A 20572-nucleotide genomic window follows, 5' to 3' on the forward strand; every position below is an offset into this window, starting at 1 on the left:
TCGCGGCGGCAAGAACGCGAGTCACCAGGCGCTTACAACGTTAAGCGACCGGTGTGAGTGGGCGAAGCCAACAAAGAGGCAGTAAGAATGAATAAGTATATTTTTCGATGGCCGGTTCGTGTCTATTATGAAGACACCGATGCCGGTGGGGTGGTTTATCACGCCAGCTACGTCGCTTTTTATGAAAGAGCACGCACAGAGATGCTGCGTCATCATCACTTTAGTCAGCAGGTTCTGTTGGCCGAACGTGTAGCCTTTGTGGTGCGCAAGATGACCCTGGAGTATTTTGCGCCTGCCCGGCTTGACGATATGCTCGAAGTCCAAACTGAAATTACGTCAATGCGTGGCACCTCATTGGTTTTCACGCAACGCATTGTCAACGCAGAGAACGTCGTGCTGAATGAAGCCGAAGTTCTGATTGTTTGCGTTGATCCACTCAAAATGAAGCCTCGTGCGCTTCCCAAGTCTATTGTCGCGGAGTTTAAGCAGTGACTGACATGAATATCCTTGATTTGTTCCTGAAGGCAAGCCTTCTGGTTAAACTTATCATGTTGATTTTGATTGGTTTCTCAATCGCATCCTGGGCCATTATTATCCAGCGGACCCGTATTCTTAATGCTGCTTCACGTGAAGCCGAAGCATTTGAAGACAAGTTCTGGTCCGGCATTGAATTGTCGCGCCTGTACCAGGAAAGCCAGGGGCGTCGTGATAATTTGGCTGGCTCAGAACAAATTTTCTACAGCGGATTCAAAGAATTTGCGCGTCTGCATAGGGCGAATAGTCATGCGCCGGAAGCGGTCGTTGAGGGGGCATCCCGTGCGATGCGTATCTCGATGAACCGTGAACTGGAAACGCTGGAAACGCATATTCCATTCCTCGGTACTGTCGGCTCCATCAGCCCGTATATCGGTCTGTTTGGTACCGTTTGGGGGATCATGCACGCATTTATCGCGCTGGGCGCGGTAAAACAGGCGACGCTGCAAATGGTTGCACCGGGTATCGCGGAAGCGTTGATTGCAACGGCCATCGGCCTGTTTGCGGCAATCCCGGCGGTTATGGCTTACAACCGACTGAATCAGCGCGTGAACAAGCTGGAACTGAATTACGACAACTTTATGGAAGAGTTCACCGCGATTCTGCACCGCCAGGCGTTTACCGTTAGCGAGAGCAACAAGGGGTAAACCATGGCCAGAACGCGTGGACGAGGTCGTCGCGAACTTAAGTCTGAAATCAATATTGTACCGTTGCTCGACGTACTGCTGGTGCTGTTGCTGATCTTTATGGCAACCGCGCCGATCATTACGCAGAGTGTGGAAGTCGACCTGCCGGATGCGACCGAATCGCAAGCCGTCAGCAGTAACGACGAGCCACCGGTCATTATTGAAGTTTCCGGTGTTGGGCAATACAGCGTGGTGGTTGAAAAAGACAGGATGGATCAGCTGCCGCCGGAGCAGGTTATCGCGGAAGCGAAGAGCCGCCTGCAGACCAATCCGAAAACGGTATTTTTAATCGGTGGTGCGAAAGACGTGCCTTATGATGAAATAATTAAAGCGCTGAACTTGTTACACAGTGCAGGCGTTAAATCGGTTGGCTTGATGACGCAGCCAATCTGATGACTGCGTATTGCTGGCTTGAAAGATAGCGCGTAACAGGCGAACAGTTTTTTGGGAACCGAGAGTGTCAAAGGCAACCGAACAAAACGACAAGCTCAAAAGGGCGATAATTATTTCAGCGGTGCTGCATGTCATTTTATTTGCAGCGCTGATCTGGAGTTCGTTCGATGAGCACATTGATGCTTCAGCCGGCGGCGGTGGCGGTTCGTCCATCGACGCCGTTATGGTCGATCCTGGTGCTGTTGTTCAACAGTACGACAGGCAGCAGCAACAGCAGGCAAGTGCGAAACGTGCAGAAGAACAGCGTGAGAAACAGGCGCAGCAGCAGGCCGAGGAGCTTCGTGAGAAGCAGGCGGCAGAGCAAGAGCGTCTGAAACAGCTGGAAAAAGAACGTTTAGCGGCGCAGGAAAAAGTACGCGAGCAGGCGGAACAGCAGAAACAGGCTGAAGCCGCTGCGGCGAAAGCACAGGAGCAACAAAAGCAGGCTGAAGAGGCTGCGGCGAAGGCTGCTGCAGATGCGAAAGCTAAAGCAGATGCTCAGGCGAAACAAGCGGCAGATGCCGCGAAGAAAGCCGCTGCTGATGCCCAGAAGAAAGCTGAGGCGGAAGCTGCAAAAGCGGCTGCCGATGCTAAGAAGGTTGCCGAAGCACAAGCTGCTAAGGCAGCCGCGGACGCTGCGAAGAAAGCTCAAGCTGAAGCCGCTAAGCAAGCAGCAGCCGAGAAAGCTGCCGCTGAGAAAGCAGAAAAAGCCGCCGCCGCGAAAGCTGCCGCTGCTGAAAAGGCTGCCGCTGACAAGAAAGCTGCTGCTGAAAAAGCTGCAGCAGATAAAAAGGCTGCAGCCGAGAAAGCTGCTGCCGATAAGAAAGCTGCGGCAGATAAAGCCGCTGCTGCGAAAAAAGCCGCTGCCGAAAAAGCCGCTGCCGCTTCGGGTGTTGACGACTTATTAGGTGACTTAAGCTCCGGTAAGAATGCACCGAAATCGGGCGGTGGAGCGAAAGGAAACGGCCAACCGGCGAAAGATAGTGGTACAAGTGGTGCAAATGGCGGTGCATCTGGCGCTGATATCAGTGCTTACGCATCTCAAATTCGTAATGCGATTCAGAGTCGTCTGTATGGCGCCGATTTGTATGCGGGTAAATCCTGCGTATTACATATCAAGTTAGCGCCTGATGGTCTGCTACTGGATGTGACCGAAGAGGGCGGGGATCCGGCATTGTGCCAGGCTGCGCTGACGGCTGCGAAAACAGCCAGAATTCCTAAGCCGCCTAGCCAGGCTGTTTATGAAAAAGTAAAAGATGCCAAACTGGACTTTAAACTGTAATAACGACCCCTGAGGAATCGGGGGAAACAGTCTAAGGTTGAGACAGAGTTCTGGTAGTTTTGTGTATTTGAGTTTGTTAACATTCTGCTAAATTATCGTGGGCGTTCCGTCCAGATAAGGGAGATATGATGAAGCAGGCATTACGAGTAGCATTTGGTTTTCTGATGCTGTGGGCAGCAGTGCTGCATGCAGAAGTACGTATCGAGATCACCCAAGGGGTGGACTCGGCACGCCCGATTGGTGTTGTCCCGTTCCAGTGGGCAGGGCCGGGCGCCGCACCTGAAGATATCGGTGGTATCGTAGGTGCTGACCTGCGTAACAGCGGTAAATTTAACCCATTAGACCGTTCTCGCCTGCCGCAGCAGCCGGGGACTGCGGCTGAAGTTCAGCCTGCTGCATGGTCTGCCCTGGGTATTGATGCCGTAGTGGTTGGCCAGGTTACGCCAAACCCGGATGGTTCCTATAGCGTTGCATATCAACTGGTTGATACCGGTGGCGCACCAGGTACCGTACTGGCACAGAACACATATAAAGTGAACAAGCAGTGGCTGCGTTATGCGGGCCATACCGCAAGTGACGAAGTTTTTGAAAAACTGACTGGTATTAAGGGCGCATTCCGTACTCGTATCGCGTATGTTGTTCAGACGAACGGTGGTCAGTTCCCGTACGAATTACGTGTGTCTGACTACGATGGTTACAACCAGTTTGTCGTTCACCGCTCTCCGCAGCCGTTGATGTCTCCGGCGTGGTCTCCGGACGGTTCTAAACTGGCCTACGTTACCTTCGAAAGCGGTCGTTCAGCGCTGGTTATTCAGACGCTGTCCAACGGCGCAGTGCGTCAGGTTGCCTCGTTCCCGCGTCACAACGGTGCACCTGCGTTTTCTCCGGATGGCAGCAAACTGGCGTTTGCCCTGTCTAAAACCGGTAGCCTGAATCTGTACGTTATGGACATCGGTTCCGGTCAGATCCGTCAGGTCACTGATGGTCGTAGCAACAACACGGAACCTACCTGGTTCCCGGACAGCCAAAACCTGGCCTTTACGTCTGACCAGGCCGGTCGTCCGCAGGTGTATAAAGTTAACGTCAACGGCGGTGCTCCGCAGCGTATTACCTGGGAAGGTTCACAAAACCAGGATGCTGATGTCAGCAGCGACGGTAAGTTTATGGTAATGGTAAGCTCGGCTAATGGTCAGCAGCACATTGCCAAACAAGATCTGGTAGCGGGTGGCGTACAAGTTCTGTCGTCAACGTTCCTGGACGAAACGCCAAGTCTGGCACCTAACGGCACTATGGTAATCTACAGCTCTTCTCAGGGGATGGGATCCGTGCTGAATTTGGTTTCTACAGATGGGCGTTTCAAAGCGCGTCTTCCGGCAACTGATGGTCAGGTTAAATTCCCTGCCTGGTCGCCGTATCTGTGATAATAAATAATTGATTAATAAAGGAATCATTGAAATGCAACTGAACAAAGTGCTGAAAGGGCTGATGATTGCTCTGCCTGTTATGGCTATTGCGGCATGTTCTTCTAACAAGAACGCCAGCAATGACGGCAGCGAAGGCATGCTGGGTGCCGGCACTGGTATGGATGCAAACGGTAGCGGCAACATGTCCTCCGAAGAGCAAGCGCGTCTGCAGATGCAACAGCTGCAGCAGAACAACATCGTTTATTTCGATCTGGATAAGTACGATATCCGTTCTGACTTCGCTGCAATGCTGGATGCGCACGCTAACTTCCTGCGTAGCAACCCGTCTTACAAAGTCACCGTAGAAGGTCATGCGGACGAACGTGGTACGCCTGAGTACAACATCTCCCTGGGTGAACGTCGTGCTAACGCCGTTAAGATGTACCTGCAGGGTAAAGGCGTTTCTGCTGACCAGATCTCCATCGTTTCTTACGGTAAAGAAAAACCTGCAGTACTGGGTCATGACGAAGCGGCTTACGCCAAAAACCGTCGCGCCGTACTGGTTTACTAAGAGAATTGCATGAGCAGTAACTTCAGACATCACCTGTTGAGTCTGTCGTTACTGGTTGGCATAGCGGCCCCCTGGGCCGCTTTTGCTCAGGCGCCAATCAGTAGTGTCGGCTCTGGCTCGGTCGAAGACCGCGTCACTCAACTCGAGCGTATTTCTAACGCTCACAGTCAGCTTTTAACCCAACTCCAGCAACAACTCTCCGATAATCAGTCCGATATTGATGCCCTGCGTGGTCAAATTCAGGAAAGTCAGTATCAGCTGAATCAGGTTGTTGAACGCCAAAAACAGATATTGCTGCAGATGAATAATCTTGGCAGCGGTAGCGCGCCTGCGGCGCAATCTGCGGCTGGCGATCAGAGTGGGGCGGCAACCCCGGCACCCGATGCGGGTGCTGCAGCTTCGTCAGGCGCACCGGCGCAAACTGGCGATGCGAATACTGATTACAATGCGGCAATCGCCCTGGTGCAGGATAAATCCCGTCAGGATGATGCGATCGTTGCATTTCAGAACTTCATCAAAAAGTACCCGGATTCTACTTACCTGCCCAATGCGAATTACTGGCTTGGTCAGTTGAATTACAACAAGGGTAAAAAAGATGATGCAGCGTTCTATTTTGCATCCGTAGTTAAAAACTTCCCGAAATCACCGAAGGCTGCAGACGCGATGTACAAAGTCGGCGTCATCATGCAGGACAAGGGTGACACAGCAAAAGCGAAAGCGGTTTATCAGCAGGTTATCACTAAATACCCTGGTACTGATGGCGCGAAACAAGCGCAAAAACGCCTTGGCGCGATGTAATGCACACCATGCGACCAGAAATCGTGTTATTTCTGGTCGCGTCGTGTGATTCCTAAGCAGTTGAGTAATTTACATCGAAATTTTTGTTGCGCTAAAATCTGAAATCAGTAATATATGCCGCCGTTGCCAAGGGATATCAAACAAACCAAAAGCAGCGCAAAAGTGGGTCGTTAGCTCAGTTGGTAGAGCAGTTGACTTTTAATCAATTGGTCGCAGGTTCGAATCCTGCACGACCCACCAATCGCTAAGGTGGAACGCGATTGTAAAACGTGAAGGATAACGTTGCGTAAGCAACGGCCCGTAGGGCGAGACGAAGTCGAGTCATCCTGCACGACCCACCACTAACTCAGTTAGTAAGTAGTATCCAGCGTAGTATCGGGTGATTAGCTCAGCTGGGAGAGCACCTCCCTTACAAGGAGGGGGTCGGCGGTTCGATCCCGTCATCACCCACCACTCGGGGCGTTAGCTCAGTTGGTAGAGCAGTTGACTTTTAATCAATTGGTCGCAGGTTCGAATCCTGCACGCCCCACCACTATTTTGGTGGTTCCGAGTAAAAAATTTTCAGGCAACACCCAAATGGGGCGTTAGCTCAGTTGGTAGAGCAGTTGACTTTTAATCAATTGGTCGCAGGTTCGAATCCTGCACGCCCCACCAATATTGTGGTGGGTTCCTGAAAAGAGTAAAGCAGTAAACCCCATATGGGGGCGTTAGCTCAGTTGGTAGAGCAGTTGACTTTTAATCAATTGGTCGCAGGTTCGAATCCTGCACGCCCCACCAGTGTAAAAAGGCGCCCTAAAGGCGCCTTTTTGCTATGCGCAGGATTTTTGATTCGAACCTGCTTGCCGGATGTGTTTCGCTTATCAGCCCTACAGACGACACGACTCATGTAGGCCGGATAAGACGTCAGTCGCCATTCGGCATGCATCACACGCAATTCTTGTGACTTTTCTACACCAATCCGCTATCTTGTTTAGCATACAAAACAATTCTAACCGAATATGGCGTGCGTCACGCTTTTAATCGGTTATTTCGTTAAGCCAGTAAAACGAGAAAGCAAGATGAGCGTGATGTTTGATCCAGAAGCAGCAATTTCTCCGTTTCCGCCGAAGCCAGCGCTGCTGAGTGCGGATGAAAAGCAATTTTATCGAGAGAAAATTAAACGTCTGCTGAAAGAGCGTGATGCCGTCATGGTCGCGCACTATTACACCGACCCTGAAATTCAGCAGTTGGCCGAAGAGACCGGTGGCTGTATCTCAGATTCGCTGGAGATGGCGCGGTTTGGTGCAAAACATTCTGCCTCTACGCTGCTGGTTGCGGGCGTAAGGTTTATGGGAGAAACCGCCAAAATTCTCAGTCCGGAAAAGACTATCCTGATGCCGACCTTACAGGCGGAATGTTCATTAGATCTGGGCTGTCCGATTGATGCGTTCAGCGCATTTTGCGACGCGCATCCGGACCGCACCGTGGTGGTTTACGCCAATACCTCCGCTGCCGTTAAAGCGCGAGCGGACTGGGTTGTCACGTCCAGTATCGCGGTAGAACTTATTGAGCACCTTGATAGTTTAGGTGAAAAAATCATCTGGGCTCCGGACAGACATCTGGGCAACTACGTGCAAAAACAGACCGGTGCAGACGTTCTTTGTTGGCAGGGGGCCTGTATCGTCCACGACGAATTTAAAACTCAGGCTTTAACACGCATGAAGGGGCTTTACCCTGATGCTGCGGTGTTGGTGCACCCGGAGTCCCCTCAGTCTATCGTTGATATGGCCGATGCGGTTGGCTCAACCAGCCAGCTCATCACTGCAGCTAAATCGTTACCGCATAAGCAGCTGATTGTGGCGACTGACCGGGGCATTTTTTACAAAATGCAGCAGGCCGTTCCGGATAAAGAATTGCTTGAAGCGCCGACGGCTGGCGAGGGGGCAACCTGTCGCAGCTGTGCGCATTGTCCGTGGATGGCGATGAACGGCCTCAAGGCGATTGCTGAGGGCCTGGAACAAGGCGGAGCGGATCATGAGATACATGTTGATGCTGCGCTGCGAGAAGGGGCGTTGTTGCCGTTAAACCGCATGTTGGAATTTGCGGCTACACTTCGAGCTTAATTATTTATTTTTGCTCTGGGGGAAAAGATGGACTTTTTTAGCACACAGAACATCCTGGTACATATTCCGATTGGCGCTGGCGGTTACGATCTGTCGTGGATCGAAGCTGTGGGGACGATCGCCGGGTTGCTGTGTATTGGCCTGGCGAGCCTTGAGAAAATAAGCAATTACTTCTTCGGCCTGATAAACGTCACGCTGTTTGCGATTATCTTCTTTCAGATCCAGCTTTATGCCAGCCTGTTGCTGCAAGTCTTTTTCTTTGCCGCCAACATCTACGGCTGGTACGCCTGGTCCCGGCAAACCAGCCAGCATGAAGCGGAACTTAAAATTCGCTGGCTACCGTTACCAAAAGCGCTGGGCTGGCTGGCGGCCTGCGTGGTAGCGATCGGCCTGATGTCGGTCTATATCGATCCGGTGTTTGCGTTCCTGACTCGCATTGCGGTCAACATAATGCAGGCATTGGGGTTACAGGTTGCTGTGCCTGAACTGCAACCCGATGCGTTCCCGTTCTGGGATTCCTGCATGATGGTGCTATCGATTGTGGCGATGATCCTGATGACGCGCAAATACGTTGAAAACTGGCTGCTGTGGGTAATCATCAACGTAATCAGCGTGGTGATCTTTGCCCTGCAAGGGGTGTATGCCATGTCGCTGGAATACATGATCCTGACGGTTATCGCCCTCAACGGGAGCAGGATGTGGATTAACAGCGCGCGTGAACGAGGTTCCCACGCGCTGTCTCATTAATGGTGATGATGTGAATGGCCGGACACGCCCTGATACAGGTGGCAGTCCGGCCCATTGCATGGCTGATACTCCATCTGGATCGTCGCGTGTTCAATCTGGTAGTGATGGATAAGGAAATGCTGAATACGTTCCAGCAGGGCATCATGATCGTACGGCGGGATCACCTGCACATGCAGCGTCATGACCGGCTTTTCACCCACCATCCAGACGTGGACATGGTGCACATTGCGAACTTCGGGAATATCCCGGCTGAGATGTCGCTGTAGGGCGGCGATATCCAGCGCATGAGGTGCGCCCTCCAGCAATTCATTGACGCTATCTTTTAACAATCGCCAGGCACTGCGCAGCACCAGTACGGAAACCAGAATAGAGAGAATAGGATCCGCAGGGGTCCAGCCCGTCCAGATAATAATCAGCGCAGCGATGATCGCCCCGACCGAGCCGAGTAAATCCCCCATTACATGCAACGCTGCGGCGCGGACGTTGAGGTTTTTCTCTTCACTGCCGCGATGTAAAACCCAAAAAGCAAGCACATTGGCCAGTAAACCCGCGACAGCAATAACCATCATCATGCCGCCCGCCACGGGACGAGGTGTCTGGAAGCGCTCAATCGCCTCCCAGACGATTAAAATGGTGATAACGACCAATGCGATGGCATTAACGAATGCAGCCAGCGTCGTGAGCCTCAGCCAGCCGAAAGTGTGGCGTATTGTAGGCGGGCGACGGGAAAACTGGACGGCCAGCAGCGCGAAAAGCAGTGCTGCCGCATCCGTAAGCATATGCCCGGCGTCAGCCAGCAAGGCCAGCGAGCCGGAGAGTATCCCTCCCACCACTTCAACCAGCATGAACCCCGCTGTAATGCAGAAGGCGAACAGCAGTCGACGGGCGTTATTATCCTTTGGCTGGTCAGGGGAAGTATGAGTATGTGAGTGCGCCATTGTGCCATCCCTTTGTTATTCTCACCTTTACTGTATGACATCATACCGTTTTTGGGGGGATAAAATTAAAAAGGAGAGCTTCTATTCTCCCGTTATCAGCCACGTAAATATTGGGCATTGCCTTACAGTACAGTGGGTAAAAATCCACAATGTGCATCGATAGCCAGCACAGAATTTTGAAAATAATAATAAAATCCGCAATTACAGTTGGAATTTGCGGTTTGGATCTCATTATTCGCTACATTCTTGCGTTTTTTTGCGTAATCCCAGGATAACACGGTTCGTACTGTAAAACCCCGTTTACACTTTATGACTGAAGATATAGATTGGAGGGATTGCATTCATTTATATAAGTATGGCAACGCTGGAATAATCATGAATTATCAGAACGACGATTTACGCATCAAAGAGATCAACGAGTTATTACCGCCAGTCGCACTGCTGGAAAAATTCCCCGCTACTGAAAATGCCGCAAACACGGTGGCTCATGCCCGTAAGGCGATTCATAAAATTCTGAAAGGGAGCGACGATCGCCTGTTAGTGGTGATTGGGCCGTGCTCTATTCATGATCCGGCAGCCGCCAAAGAGTACGCCGCTCGCCTGCTGGCGCTGCGCGAAGAGTTAAAAGGCGAGCTTGAAATCGTCATGCGCGTCTATTTTGAAAAGCCGCGTACCACCGTCGGCTGGAAGGGGCTGATCAACGATCCGCACATGGACAACAGCTTCCAGATCAACGATGGGCTGCGCATTGCACGTAAATTGCTACTGGATATCAACGACAGCGGATTGCCGGCTGCGGGTGAATTCCTCGACATGATCACGCCGCAATACCTCGCCGACCTGATGAGTTGGGGCGCGATCGGGGCGCGTACCACTGAGTCCCAGGTACACCGCGAGCTGGCATCGGGTCTGTCTTGCCCGGTTGGTTTTAAAAACGGTACCGATGGCACGATCAAAGTCGCGATTGATGCAATCAACGCCGCAGGAGCGCCACACTGCTTCCTGTCCGTGACCAAATGGGGTCATTCGGCGATCGTGAATACCAGCGGTAATGGCGATTGCCATATTATTCTGCGCGGCGGCAAAGAGCCAAACTACAGCGCTCAGCACGTCGCAGACGTAAAAGAAGGTCTGATTAAAGCAGGACTCTCTGCGCAAGTGATGATCGACTTTAGCCATGCCAACTCCAGCAAGCAGTTCAAAAAGCAGATGGATGTTGCGAAAGACGTTTGTGGACAAGTCGCTGGCGGCGAAAAAGCGATTATTGGCGTGATGATCGAAAGCCATCTGGTCGAGGGTAATCAGAACCCGGATAGCGGTGAGCCGCTGACCTACGGCAAAAGCATTACTGATGCCTGCATTGGTTGGGAAGACACCGATGCAGTGCTGCGCCAGCTGGCGGATGCGGTCAACGCGCGTCGCGGTTAAAGTTATCTTCCTCCCTTATTAAAACCGGCGAATCAGGCCGGTTTTTTTAATTAATATTAATAAGTTCATTTTATTTATATACTCATTATATTTCTAAGGTGAATATAAATATATTCCTAATTTTATCATTCCTGTAATAAATATATTAAATTCAGGGTTATCATATTCCCAGGATTTAATATAAATATAAAGGGATGAATATGAATAAAAGCTTTAACATCGTCTGGAATACCGCGCGTAATATGTATGTCGTGGCTTCTGAATTTGCACAGGGTGACAGTCAGATAAAAAACCAAGCCAGGGCGGCAGGCATCGCCACGCTGCTGGGGTTACTCTCTGGTCCGGCGATGGCGGATTATACCCCGACTGTTGTGGCCGGTGAGTCCGTTAGTGGAGAGACCCTGAATGCCACAAATGACCATCAGATGGTCTACGGCAGCGCCTTCAATACGACGATAGAAGGCGGGCGGCAGTATGTCATGGACGGTGGACTGTCTCAGGATGCGCAGGTAACGGGAGGCACTCTCCAGATTCAGGAGAATGGCACCTCCGTGAATGCCGTGCTGAGCGGAAAAGGTAAACAGTTAGTCGAGGGTAGAGCAGAACACACTACCATCAATTCGGGAGCAAGAAACTATGTGTACGGAACCGCAGTGGATTCCGTCATCAATGCTGGCGGAACGGAACACGTTTTTGGGTTATCCAGCGGCGCGACCATCAATAACAAGGGTGTGCAGGAAGTCTATGGTATCGTTAAAAACACGACTGTAAATCAGGGGGGAGCGCTGGTACTTAGAACACACGAGGACGGCAGAGAAAGAGCCAGTTTCGCCAGCAACACTACCGTCAACAGCGGCGGCTCACTCTGGCTGGAATCAGATTATGCCATCCTTGAAGGTACTACCCTGATTAAAACCGGTGCCACCGTTAATGCCGTAACCGGTGTTATCACCAACAGTGGGATCCTGGATTATGACCTCGACGCGGGAGCCTCCCGTACCGAGAGCAACAGCATTCAGGGCATTGGGTCCCTGCAAAAAACCGGGCAGGGTACGTTGCTGCTTACCGGTAACAACACTTACGCTGGTGACACGCTTGTCGACGAAGGCACCCTCTGGCTCGCTGATTCTGCCGTTATCGGCGCCCCCACAGTATCTGGCTCATCTTCGCAGTTAATGGCCTACCTACCTTCCGGCTCTGTCAGCGTCGCTGCAGGGGCAACCCTCGGTGGTACCGGCGTTATCAATGATGATGTCTCGAATGCTGGCAACATCGCCATCAGTCAGAGCAATGAGACCGGTCACACCCTCACAATTAACGGCAATTACACCGGTAATAATGGCACGCTCTCCCTTAATACACAGCTGGGGGATGATGCCTCCCCGACGGATAAGCTCCTCATTTCCGGCGATACCGCAGGCACGACCACTGTCTTTGTTACTAATACTGGCGGGGACGGAGCCCTCACCACGCAGGGGATCGAGGTGATAGATGTCGGCGGTCAGTCTGACGGCGTCTTCACCCAGGGCAACCAGGTTCAGGTCGGATTGTATGAATACCGCTTGTATCAGGACGGTGGTGACTGGTATTTGCGCTCGCAGACCGTTACCCCGGTTAATCCTGACGATGGTGGCGATGTCACTCCGGTTAATCCGGATGACGGTGGCAATGCCGTCCCTGTGGACCCTCAGTATCGCGCTGATATCGGCGCCTATCTCGGCAACCAGTGGATGGCGCGTAATCTGCAAATGCAGACCCTTTATGACCGCGAAGGCAGCCAGTTACGTACCGATGACGGCAGTATGTGGATGCGCTTTAAAGCAGGTGATGCATCGTCACAGGCTGCAAACGGTCATGTGGATATTGACAACAACTATTCTCAGCTCCAGATTGGCGGCGATATACTGAGCTGGGATGATAGCGTGCAGAGCCTGAAAGCAGGGCTGATGGTGAGCTATATCAACGCCGATACGGACAGCACCGGTAACCGAGGGGCGGATGGGAGCCAGTTTTCTGCCAGTGGTAACGTAGCCGGTTACAATCTTGGGGCTTATGCCACCTGGTTTGCGGATGCGAAGGACCATAGCGGGCTGTATGTGGATAGCTGGTACCAGTACGGCCTCTACAATAACAGCGTAAATAACGGCGACGTGGGTTCAAAGGATTATGATTCGACAGCCAGCGCTGTTTCTCTGGAAACGGGCTATCGGTATGACATCGGACTTGAAAACCTGAACACTGTCAGCCTGACGCCACAGGCTCAGGTGACATGGCAACAATATAAAGCGGACGCGGTTGTGCAGAATGGAACGCGTATTGACGGACAAAACGGTGACAGCTGGACCACGCGCCTCGGACTGCGGGTAGATGGCAAGCTGCACAAGAATACCACATCGGTTATCCAGCCGTTTGCGGAGGTAAACTGGTTACACACCAGCGATGATGTTGCCGTTTCGTTTGATGGCGTGCAGGTGAAGCAGGATCTTCCGGCAGATCGCGCCGAGGTGAAAGTAGGTATTCAGGCGAATCTGAATAGCCAGTGGAGCATCACGGGTCAGGTTGCTGGGCAAAAGGGACGTAATGATTATGGCGATCTCAACGGTAGCCTGGACGTCCGTTACAGCTGGTAAAGTGGCATAAAAAACAGAGTAATCAGGCCTACAAGTAAGCTTGTAGGCCTGATGAAATTACTTCGCTTTACCCTGGTTGGCTACCGCTGCAGCTTTTGCTGCGATCTCGTCAGCGTTACCCAGATAGTAATGTTTGATCGGCTTGAAGTTTTCGTCGAACTCATACACCAGCGGTACACCGGTCGGGATGTTCAGTTCGAGGATCTCATCTTCGCCCATGTTATCCAGGTATTTCACCAGCGCACGCAGGGAGTTACCGTGAGCGGCAATAATGACGCGCTCACCGCTTTTCATGCGCGGCAGAATGGTTTCATTCCAGTAAGGGATAACGCGATCGATAGTCAGTGCCAGGCTTTCGGTGACCGGAAGTTCTTTGTCGGTTAGTTTGGCATAACGCGGATCGTGACCCGGATAGCGCTCGTCATCTTTAGTCAGTTCCGGTGGGGTGACCGCAAAGCCACGACGCCATTGCTTAACCTGCTCGTCACCGTATTTTTCAGCAGTTTCGGCTTTGTTCAGCCCCTGCAGTGCGCCGTAATGACGTTCGTTTAGTTTCCAGGATTTCTCAACCGGCAGCCAGGCCTGATCCAGTTCGTCCAGGACATTCCACAGGGTGTGGATGGCACGTTTCAGCACAGAGGTATAAGCAAAATCGAAGCTGTAGCCTTCCTCTTTCAGCAGTTTACCTGCCGCTTTTGCTTCGCCCACGCCTTTTTCAGACAGGTCAACATCATACCAACCGGTAAAGCGGTTTTCGTTGTTCCACTGACTTTCACCATGACGTACCAGAACCAGCTTAGTTATAGCCATACACTCACTCCTATAAATCATATTTAATGATAATAATTCTCATTATATTGCCGTAAAGTGTCAGCGGCAATGCTTACGCATAACCATAGCGAAAATAGCGGCACAGTGTAAGGTTCTTGTGAACTCAAGGTTGCGATTTTGTCTTTGAGTGGTGTGGTTTTGAGCGGATCTCGCGTGGGGATAAATGACGAGCCGGGTATCGGCTCGTCACGGTTAACTATCAGGCAGGAATAAACCGGTATTCCGTCACGCTGGCGTATTCTTCGCCCGGTCGCAGGAAGCAGTCTGGCTGCGGCCATTCCGGATGATTTGGGCTGTCAGGCAGAAACTCACTTTCCAGCGCCAGTCCTTGCCAGTCTTCGTAGGCGTCAGGCCCACGGGATGGCGTACCACCGAGGAAGTTACCGGAATAGAACTGCAATGCCGGGGCAGAGGTGTAGACCTCCATTTGCAGTTTTTCATCCTGGGACCAGACCATGGCGACCGGTTTGCGGGCATCGCCTTGCGTCTGTAACAAGAAAGCGTGATCGTAACCTTTCACCTTGCGCTGATCGTCATCGGTCAGAAACTCGCTGTCGATGCGTTTAGGTGCACGGAAATCGAACGAGGTGCCCGCCACGGGTTTCAGTCCGTCATGCGGGATACCCATTTCATCAACCGGCAGGTACGTATCGGCCAGAATCTGCAGCTTGTGCTGGCGGACATCCGTTTTGTCGCCGTCGAGGTTGAAATAAACGTGATTCGTCAGATTCACCGGACAGGGCTTATCCACTGTCGCACGGTAGGTAATCGAAATACGGTTATCATCGGTCAGGCGATATTGCGCGGTGGCGCAGAGGTGACCCGGAAAGCCCTGATCGCCATCGTCAGACGTTAAGGCGAACAGCACCTGACGGTCATTCTGATTGACTATCTGCCAGCGACGTTTGTCGAAACCGTCCGGCCCGCCGTGCAGCTGGTTGTCGCCCTGGCTTGGTATTAATTCAACTGTTTCGCCGGCAAAAGTATAGCGGCTGTTGGCGATACGGTTAGCGTAGCGGCCAATCGAGGCCCCCAAAAATGCGGCCTGTTGTGGGTATTGTTCCGGGCTGGCGCAACCGAGTAATGCTTCGCGCACGCTACCATCGCTGAGCGGAATACGGGCAGACAGCAGGGTTGCGCCCCAGTCCATCAGCGTGACCACCATCCCAGCGTCATTGCGCAGGGTGAGCAGGCGAAACGGCTGACCGTCCGGAGCCTGCACGGGGATTTCGTTTAACATTGTCCGGCTCCTTGTGAGGGTTTGCAGACGTAGAATGTTTCTTTGATACCGGTTTTTGCTTCGTACTGCCCGGCGACAGCCTGCTTCACGGCAGGCACCAAATCTTGTGGGATCAGCGCCACGATGCAGCCGCCGAAGCCGCCACCGGTCATGCGTACACCGCCTTTATCGCCGATGGTCGCTTTGACAATCTCTACCAGCGTATCAATTTGCGGCACGGTAATTTCAAAGTCATCGCGCATTGAAGCGTGAGATTCCGCCATCAGTTGGCCCATGCGTAGCAGATCGCCTTTTTCCAGCGCCTGTGCTGCTTCAACGGTACGCGCATTTTCTGTGATGACGTGGCGGACGCGTTTGGCGACAATCGGATCCAGCTCATGGGCGACGGCGTTAAACGCTTCAAGGCTGACATCACGCAGCGCTGGCTGCTGGAAGAAACGCGCGCCGGTTTCACACTGTTCGCGACGGGTGTTGTACTCACTGCCAACCAGCGTACGTTTAAAGTTACTGTTGATGATCACCACCGCCACACCTTCCGGCATGGAAACGGCTTTGGTGCCCAGCGTACGGCAATCGATCAGCAGCGCATGATCTTTCTTGCCCAGCGCGGAGATGAGCTGGTCCATAATGCCGCAGTTACAGCCGACAAACTGGTTTTCCGCTTCCTGGCCGTTCAGGGCGATCTGCGCGCCGTCGAGCGGCAGGTGATAGAGCTGCTGGAACACGGTGCCCACAGCCACTTCCAGCGAGGCGGAAGAGCTTAAGCCCGCGCCTTGCGGGACATTACCGCTGATCACCAGATCCGCGCCGCCAAAGGCATTACTGCGTTTTTGTAGATGCTTCACCACGCCACGCACGTAGTTCGACCATTGCTGGCTATCGTGGGCGATAATCGGCGCATCGAGGGAGAACTCATCAATCTGATTGTCGTAATCAGCGGCGATCACGCGAACTTTTCGATCGTTGCGCGGCGCACAACTGATGACGGTTTGATAGTCGATGGCGCAGGGCAGAACGAAGCCGTCGTTATAATCGGTGTGTTCGCCGATCAGGTTTACGCGACCCGGAGCCTGAATGGTATGGGTGGCAGGGTAGCCAAACGTTTCTGCAAACAGAGATTGTGTTTTTTCTTTCAGACTCATTATTTAAACTCCGGATTCGCGAAAATGGATGTCGCTGACCGCACGCAGTCGCTCAGCCGCTTGCTCTGCCGTCAGGTCGCGCTGGGTTTCAGCCAGCATTTCGTAACCAACCATAAACTTACGTACGGTCGCGGAACGCAGCAGCGGCGGGTAAAAGTGTGCGTGCAACTGCCAGTGACCATTCTCTTCGCCGTTAAACGGCGCGCCGTGCCAGCCCATAGAGTAGGGGAAAGAGCACTGGAACAGGTTGTCATAACGACTGGTCAGTTTTTTCAACGCCAGCGCCAGGTCAGCACGCTGTTCGTCGGTCAAATCAGTAATACGCAGGACATGCGCTTTCGGCAGCAGCAGCGTTTCGAACGGCCATGCAGCCCAGTAAGGGACAACCGCCAGCCAGTGCTCGGTTTCTACGACCGTACGGCTGCCGTCCGCCAGTTCGCGCTGGACGTAATCAACGAGCATTGGCGTGCCCTGTTCAGTGAAGTACGCTTTCTGTAGGCGATCTTCACGTTCGGCTTCGTTGGGCAGGAAACTGTTGGCCCAAATTTGTCCGTGGGGGTGCGGGTTCGAGCAGCCCATCGCCGCGCCTTTATTCTCAAATACCTGCACCCAGGGATAGGTTTTGCCTAACTCTGCGGTTTGTTCCTGCCACGTCTGTACAATTTCTGTTAGCGCAGGGACGCTGAGCTCTGGCAGCGTTTTACTGTGATCGGGCGAGAAGCAGATCACGCGGCTGGTACCGCGTGCGCTCTGGCAACGCATCAACGGATCGTGACTGTCCGGCGCGTCCGGGGTATCAGACATCAGCGCGGCAAAGTCATTAGTGAAGACATAGGTCCCGGTGTAATCCGGGTTTTTGTCACCGGTAACGCGCGTATTGCCCGCGCACAGGAAGCAGTCCGGATCATGCGCGGGCAGTACCTGCTTAGACGGAGTTTCCTGCGCCCCCTGCCAGGGGCGTTTGGCGCGATGCGGTGAAACGAGGATCCACTGCCCGGTGAGCGGGTTAAAACGGCGATGTGGATGATCGACAGGATTGAATTGCGTCATGATTGGTCCTTAATCCGAATATCCCTGTGGATGGCGTGATTGCCAGTGCCAGGTATCTTGTGCCATTTCATCCAGTGTACGCGTCACGCGCCAGTTAAGTTCGCGGTCTGCTTTGCTGGCATCGGCCCAGTAGGCAGGCAGATCGCCGTCGCGGCGCGGAGCAAAATGGTAGTTCACTGGCTTACCGCAGGCTTTGCTGAAGGCGTTGACCACATCCAGTACACTACTACCAACGCCAGCGCCAAGGTTGTAAATATGCACACCCTGTTTGCCCGCCAGTTTTTCCATTGCGACAACGTGCCCGTCGGCAAGATCCATTACGTGGATGTAATCGCGAACGCCGGTACCGTCTTCGGTCGGGTAGTCATTACCAAATATGGCCAGAGACTCACGGCGGCCCACGGCAACCTGCGCGATGTAAGGCATCAGATTGTTAGGGATGCCCTGCGGGTCTTCGCCCATGTCTCCTGACGGATGTGCGCCAACCGGATTGAAATAGCGTAACAACGCGATGCTCCACTCAGGTTGTGCTTTTTGCAGATCGGTCAGGATCTGTTCCACCATCAGCTTACTTTTGCCGTACGGACTTTGTGGTGTACCGGTCGGGAAGCTTTCAACGTAAGGAATTTGCGGCTGATCGCCATAGACTGTGGCGGAGGAGCTGAATATGAAGTTTTTCACGTTGGCGGCGCGCATCGCATTGACCAGACGCAGAGTGCCGTTGACGTTGTTGTCATAGTACTCCAGCGGTTTAGCAACGGATTCGCCGACGGCCTTCAGACCGGCAAAGTGGATGACCGTATCGATGGCATGATCGTGCAGGATTTCGGTGATCAGCGCTTCGTTACGGATATCACCTTCGACGAAGGTCGGATGTTTTCCACCTAAACGCTCAATAACGGGCAGTACGCTGCGCTTACTGTTGCAGAGGTTATCAAGGATCACGACGTCGTGGCCATTCTTAAGCAACTGCACACAAGTGTGGCTTCCAATGTAACCGCTACCACCTGTAACCAATACTCTCATAATTCGCTCCGTTATGCCTATATCATGTAATGAAGATAGCATAACAAAGTTGTGAAAAGTGTGACATGGAATAAATTAGTGGAATCGTTTACACGCTAACATTTTCACATATTGGTAGTGGTTATTTTATTTTAAATCATTACGTTAGGTTGTTATCTCAGCGTTTGTCTGAAAAAAAAGCAGAAAAAAGGGCGTGTTCAAACGCCCAGGCATGAAAATTAACGCAGTGATGTTTGTTGATAGGTGTAGATATCGCCTTCGGGCACAAACTCCAGTCGGTGAGTAATGCAGGCGGGTGCATCTTCAGCATGGTGAGAAACAAACAGCAGTTGGGTTTCACCTTCACCGATCAGAACATCAACGAAGCGGCGGATCAACTGGCGGTTTAGCGGGTCCAGGCCTTGCAAGGGTTCATCAAGGATCAATAGCGTAGGGTGTTTAACCAGCGCGCGCACAATCAGCGCCAGCCGCTGTTGTCCCCAGGAAAGGCTGTGGAAAGGGGCGTCTGCAGTGCGTTTATCCATTCCCAGAATATCCAGCCACTGTTGTACCAGCTTGTGTTGTCTGTCTGATACGGCCTGATAAATACCGATGGAATCGAAGTAGCCTGAGAGAATGACGTTACGCACCGTAGTGCTTACCCGGTAATCCAGATGCAGGCTGCTGCTGACGTAACCGATGTGTTTTTTGATATCCCAGATAGTTTCACCGCTACCCCGACGACGGCCAAACAGCGTCAAATCATTACTATAGCCCTGCGGATGATCGCCGGTGATTAAACTGAGCAGCGTTGATTTTCCCGCACCGTTTGGACCGACAATCTGCCAGTGTTCCCCTGGGTTTACCCGCCAGCTCAGATGATGAAGAATCGGGCGATCATTATAGGAAACGACCCCGTCGTTGAGCATAATCCGCGGTTCGTTCTCAGACAATATGCGACGTACGGAAGGCTCATCCGGTTCGGGCAGGGTAATACCATCAAGTCGTTCACTATGGGCAAGTTGGGCGATTAACGCTTGTTGCAGAAGACCCGTTTTTTCACCAGTTTCTGTCAATGTGCAATCGGCGAGTACGCCGGCAAACTGCACGAACTCGGGAATTTCATCGAAGCGGTTTAACACCAGCACTAACGTAAAACCGGCCTGATGTAACGCTGCGAGCAGCTCTGCCAACTGGCAACGTGAAGCCACATCCAGTCCGTCAAACGGTTCATCAAGGATCAGCAAATCGGGTTCAGACATCAGTGCCTGACAGAGCAGAGTTTTCCGCGTTTCGCCGGTGGAAAGGTATTTGAAACGTCTGCTGAGCAGTGAGGTAATACCAAACTGCTGTGCCAGGGCGGCACAGCGAGCAGGATCGCTGACCTCATCCTGAATAATTTCCGCAGTAGTACGCCCGGTATCGTCTTCGCCTGGGCTCAGAAGATCGGTGTTGTTACGCTGCCATTCGTCGCTGACCAGCTTTTGTAGTTGCTCAAAGGAGAGACGGGTTATACGCGTGAACTGGCTGTGGCGTTCGCCTTTTAGTAACGGTAATTCTCCGGCGAGCGCACGCGCCAGTGCGGATTTTCCGCTGCCGTTAGACCCCACAAACGCCCAGCTATCACCCGCGTTTAACGTCAACGAATTCAACTGAAGCGTTTTGGTATCACTCAGACGAAACGTGCCTTGCGAAATTTGCAACGATGACATTTTGTATCCCATTATCTGCAGCGATTAATAACAGGGATACG

General features: G+C 52.5%; 18 protein-coding genes and 5 tRNA genes. 16 read left to right on the forward strand and 7 right to left on the reverse strand.

The annotated features are described in order from the left end of the window. Positions 1 to 87: 87 nt before the first annotated feature. From ybgC to pnuC, 14 genes are all read left to right on the forward strand, one after another. Positions 88 to 492, forward strand: coding sequence for a tol-pal system-associated acyl-CoA thioesterase (gene ybgC / locus AL515_RS08680; protein WP_005125439.1), 405 nt, complete (start codon positions 88 to 90; stop codon positions 490 to 492). Beyond that, positions 489 to 1181: a Tol-Pal system protein TolQ gene (gene tolQ / locus AL515_RS08685; RefSeq protein ID WP_003022976.1), complete on the forward strand. Its 693-nt coding sequence runs from the start codon at positions 489 to 491 to the stop codon at positions 1179 to 1181. Before ybgC ends, tolQ begins: the two co-directional genes overlap by 4 nt. 3 nt (positions 1182 to 1184) lie before the next feature. Continuing rightward, complete coding sequence (gene tolR / locus AL515_RS08690) at positions 1185 to 1613, forward strand: colicin uptake protein TolR (RefSeq protein WP_005125437.1); 429 nt, start codon at positions 1185 to 1187, stop codon at positions 1611 to 1613. A 64-nt stretch (positions 1614 to 1677) separates the two neighbouring features. After that, positions 1678 to 2934: a cell envelope integrity protein TolA gene (tolA, locus tag AL515_RS08695; RefSeq protein ID WP_003022980.1), complete on the forward strand. Its 1257-nt coding sequence runs from the start codon at positions 1678 to 1680 to the stop codon at positions 2932 to 2934. Between the two features lie 128 nt (positions 2935 to 3062). Beyond that, the gene (tolB, locus tag AL515_RS08700; protein WP_038638949.1) at positions 3063 to 4355 is read left to right on the forward strand and encodes a Tol-Pal system beta propeller repeat protein TolB; all 1293 of its coding nucleotides are present in this window, start codon (positions 3063 to 3065) and stop codon (positions 4353 to 4355) included. 34 nt (positions 4356 to 4389) lie between these two features. Then, the gene (pal, locus tag AL515_RS08705) at positions 4390 to 4908 is read left to right on the forward strand and encodes a peptidoglycan-associated lipoprotein Pal (protein WP_003022983.1); all 519 of its coding nucleotides are present in this window, start codon (positions 4390 to 4392) and stop codon (positions 4906 to 4908) included. A 9-nt stretch (positions 4909 to 4917) separates the two neighbouring features. Next, the gene (cpoB, locus tag AL515_RS08710) at positions 4918 to 5706 is read left to right on the forward strand and encodes a cell division protein CpoB (RefSeq protein ID WP_048212240.1); all 789 of its coding nucleotides are present in this window, start codon (positions 4918 to 4920) and stop codon (positions 5704 to 5706) included. Positions 5707 to 5870: 164 nt separating this feature from the next. Then, positions 5871 to 5946: transfer RNA gene (locus AL515_RS08715), tRNA-Lys, on the forward strand. A gap of 137 nt (positions 5947 to 6083) precedes the next feature. Continuing rightward, positions 6084 to 6159, forward strand: a tRNA-Val gene (locus AL515_RS08720). A gap of 3 nt (positions 6160 to 6162) precedes the next feature. Further along, positions 6163 to 6238 (forward strand) — tRNA-Lys (locus tag AL515_RS08725). Positions 6239 to 6284: 46 nt separating this feature from the next. Then, positions 6285 to 6360, forward strand: a tRNA-Lys gene (locus AL515_RS08730). A 47-nt stretch (positions 6361 to 6407) separates the two neighbouring features. Continuing rightward, positions 6408 to 6483 (forward strand) — tRNA-Lys (locus tag AL515_RS08735). A 281-nt stretch (positions 6484 to 6764) separates the two neighbouring features. Then, positions 6765 to 7808, forward strand: a complete 1044-nt coding sequence (gene nadA, locus AL515_RS08740; RefSeq protein ID WP_061067546.1) for a quinolinate synthase NadA — start codon at positions 6765 to 6767, stop codon at positions 7806 to 7808. A 27-nt stretch (positions 7809 to 7835) separates the two neighbouring features. After that, on the forward strand, positions 7836 to 8555 hold the full coding sequence (gene pnuC / locus AL515_RS08745; protein WP_061067547.1) for a nicotinamide riboside transporter PnuC: 720 nt from the start codon (positions 7836 to 7838) through the stop codon (positions 8553 to 8555). Here pnuC and zitB read toward each other — a convergent pair. Continuing rightward, positions 8552 to 9493 carry a CDF family zinc transporter ZitB gene (zitB, locus tag AL515_RS08750; RefSeq protein WP_061067548.1) on the reverse strand — a complete coding sequence of 314 codons (942 nt, stop codon included), beginning with the start codon at positions 9491 to 9493 and terminating at the stop codon, positions 8552 to 8554. The genes pnuC and zitB overlap by 4 nt on opposite strands. 375 nt (positions 9494 to 9868) lie before the next feature. On the opposite strand from zitB, the gene aroG reads away from it, so the two are divergent. Together aroG and AL515_RS08765 are read left to right on the forward strand one after the other, a co-directional pair. Continuing rightward, positions 9869 to 10921 (forward strand): 3-deoxy-7-phosphoheptulonate synthase AroG, encoded by a 1053-nt coding sequence (gene aroG, locus AL515_RS08760; RefSeq protein WP_005125429.1) that lies wholly within the window; start codon positions 9869 to 9871, stop codon positions 10919 to 10921. A 200-nt stretch (positions 10922 to 11121) separates the two neighbouring features. Beyond that, positions 11122 to 13551 (forward strand): autotransporter outer membrane beta-barrel domain-containing protein, encoded by a 2430-nt coding sequence (locus tag AL515_RS08765; RefSeq protein WP_061067549.1) that lies wholly within the window; start codon positions 11122 to 11124, stop codon positions 13549 to 13551. A 57-nt stretch (positions 13552 to 13608) separates the two neighbouring features. Here the strand turns inward: AL515_RS08765 and gpmA are convergent, their stop codons facing one another. From gpmA to modF, 6 genes are all read right to left on the reverse strand, one after another. Continuing rightward, the gene (gpmA, locus tag AL515_RS08770) at positions 13609 to 14361 is read right to left on the reverse strand and encodes a 2,3-diphosphoglycerate-dependent phosphoglycerate mutase (RefSeq protein WP_061067550.1); all 753 of its coding nucleotides are present in this window, start codon (positions 14359 to 14361) and stop codon (positions 13609 to 13611) included. A 220-nt stretch (positions 14362 to 14581) separates the two neighbouring features. Further along, positions 14582 to 15622: a galactose-1-epimerase gene (galM, locus tag AL515_RS08780; RefSeq protein WP_048212233.1), complete on the reverse strand. Its 1041-nt coding sequence runs from the start codon at positions 15620 to 15622 to the stop codon at positions 14582 to 14584. Beyond that, positions 15616 to 16764 (reverse strand): galactokinase, encoded by a 1149-nt coding sequence (galK, locus tag AL515_RS08785; protein WP_061067551.1) that lies wholly within the window; start codon positions 16762 to 16764, stop codon positions 15616 to 15618. The genes galM and galK overlap by 7 nt, the downstream gene beginning before the upstream one ends. Positions 16765 to 16767: 3 nt before the next feature. Further along, entirely contained in the window at positions 16768 to 17814 is a 1047-nt protein-coding gene (gene galT, locus AL515_RS08790; protein WP_048212231.1) for a galactose-1-phosphate uridylyltransferase, read from the reverse strand. Positions 17815 to 17823: 9 nt separating this feature from the next. Beyond that, a complete protein-coding gene (galE, locus tag AL515_RS08795) occupies positions 17824 to 18840 on the reverse strand; it encodes a UDP-glucose 4-epimerase GalE (protein WP_040232497.1) in 1017 nt (338 codons plus the stop codon). A 218-nt stretch (positions 18841 to 19058) separates the two neighbouring features. Further along, positions 19059 to 20531 (reverse strand): molybdate ABC transporter ATP-binding protein ModF, encoded by a 1473-nt coding sequence (gene modF, locus AL515_RS08800; protein ID WP_061067552.1) that lies wholly within the window; start codon positions 20529 to 20531, stop codon positions 19059 to 19061. Positions 20532 to 20572 lie beyond the last annotated feature (41 nt).

Origin of the sequence: Citrobacter sp. FDAARGOS_156 (genome assembly GCF_001559235.2) — a bacterium.
Lineage (GTDB): Bacteria > Pseudomonadota > Gammaproteobacteria > Enterobacterales > Enterobacteriaceae > Citrobacter > Citrobacter youngae.

What these genes read in the sequence shown, in the direction of transcription:
- cpoB (WP_048212240.1), top strand. Translation starts at nt 4,918, where the DNA reads ATGAGCAGTAACTTCAGACATCACCTGTTGAGTCTGTCGTTACTGGTT.
- pnuC (WP_061067547.1), top strand. Translation starts at nt 7,836, where the DNA reads ATGGACTTTTTTAGCACACAGAACATCCTGGTACATATTCCGATTGGC.
- zitB (WP_061067548.1), bottom strand. Translation starts at nt 9,493, where the DNA reads ATGGCGCACTCACATACTCATACTTCCCCTGACCAGCCAAAGGATAAT.
- AL515_RS08765 (WP_061067549.1), top strand. Translation starts at nt 11,122, where the DNA reads ATGAATAAAAGCTTTAACATCGTCTGGAATACCGCGCGTAATATGTAT.
- ybgC (WP_005125439.1), top strand. Translation starts at nt 88, where the DNA reads ATGAATAAGTATATTTTTCGATGGCCGGTTCGTGTCTATTATGAAGAC.
- nadA (WP_061067546.1), top strand. Translation starts at nt 6,765, where the DNA reads ATGAGCGTGATGTTTGATCCAGAAGCAGCAATTTCTCCGTTTCCGCCG.
- galK (WP_061067551.1), bottom strand. Translation starts at nt 16,764, where the DNA reads ATGAGTCTGAAAGAAAAAACACAATCTCTGTTTGCAGAAACGTTTGGC.
- galT (WP_048212231.1), bottom strand. Translation starts at nt 17,814, where the DNA reads ATGACGCAATTCAATCCTGTCGATCATCCACATCGCCGTTTTAACCCG.
- tolR (WP_005125437.1), top strand. Translation starts at nt 1,185, where the DNA reads ATGGCCAGAACGCGTGGACGAGGTCGTCGCGAACTTAAGTCTGAAATC.
- aroG (WP_005125429.1), top strand. Translation starts at nt 9,869, where the DNA reads ATGAATTATCAGAACGACGATTTACGCATCAAAGAGATCAACGAGTTA.
- modF (WP_061067552.1), bottom strand. Translation starts at nt 20,531, where the DNA reads ATGTCATCGTTGCAAATTTCGCAAGGCACGTTTCGTCTGAGTGATACC.
- galM (WP_048212233.1), bottom strand. Translation starts at nt 15,622, where the DNA reads ATGTTAAACGAAATCCCCGTGCAGGCTCCGGACGGTCAGCCGTTTCGC.
- galE (WP_040232497.1), bottom strand. Translation starts at nt 18,840, where the DNA reads ATGAGAGTATTGGTTACAGGTGGTAGCGGTTACATTGGAAGCCACACT.
- pal (WP_003022983.1), top strand. Translation starts at nt 4,390, where the DNA reads ATGCAACTGAACAAAGTGCTGAAAGGGCTGATGATTGCTCTGCCTGTT.
- gpmA (WP_061067550.1), bottom strand. Translation starts at nt 14,361, where the DNA reads ATGGCTATAACTAAGCTGGTTCTGGTACGTCATGGTGAAAGTCAGTGG.
- tolB (WP_038638949.1), top strand. Translation starts at nt 3,063, where the DNA reads ATGAAGCAGGCATTACGAGTAGCATTTGGTTTTCTGATGCTGTGGGCA.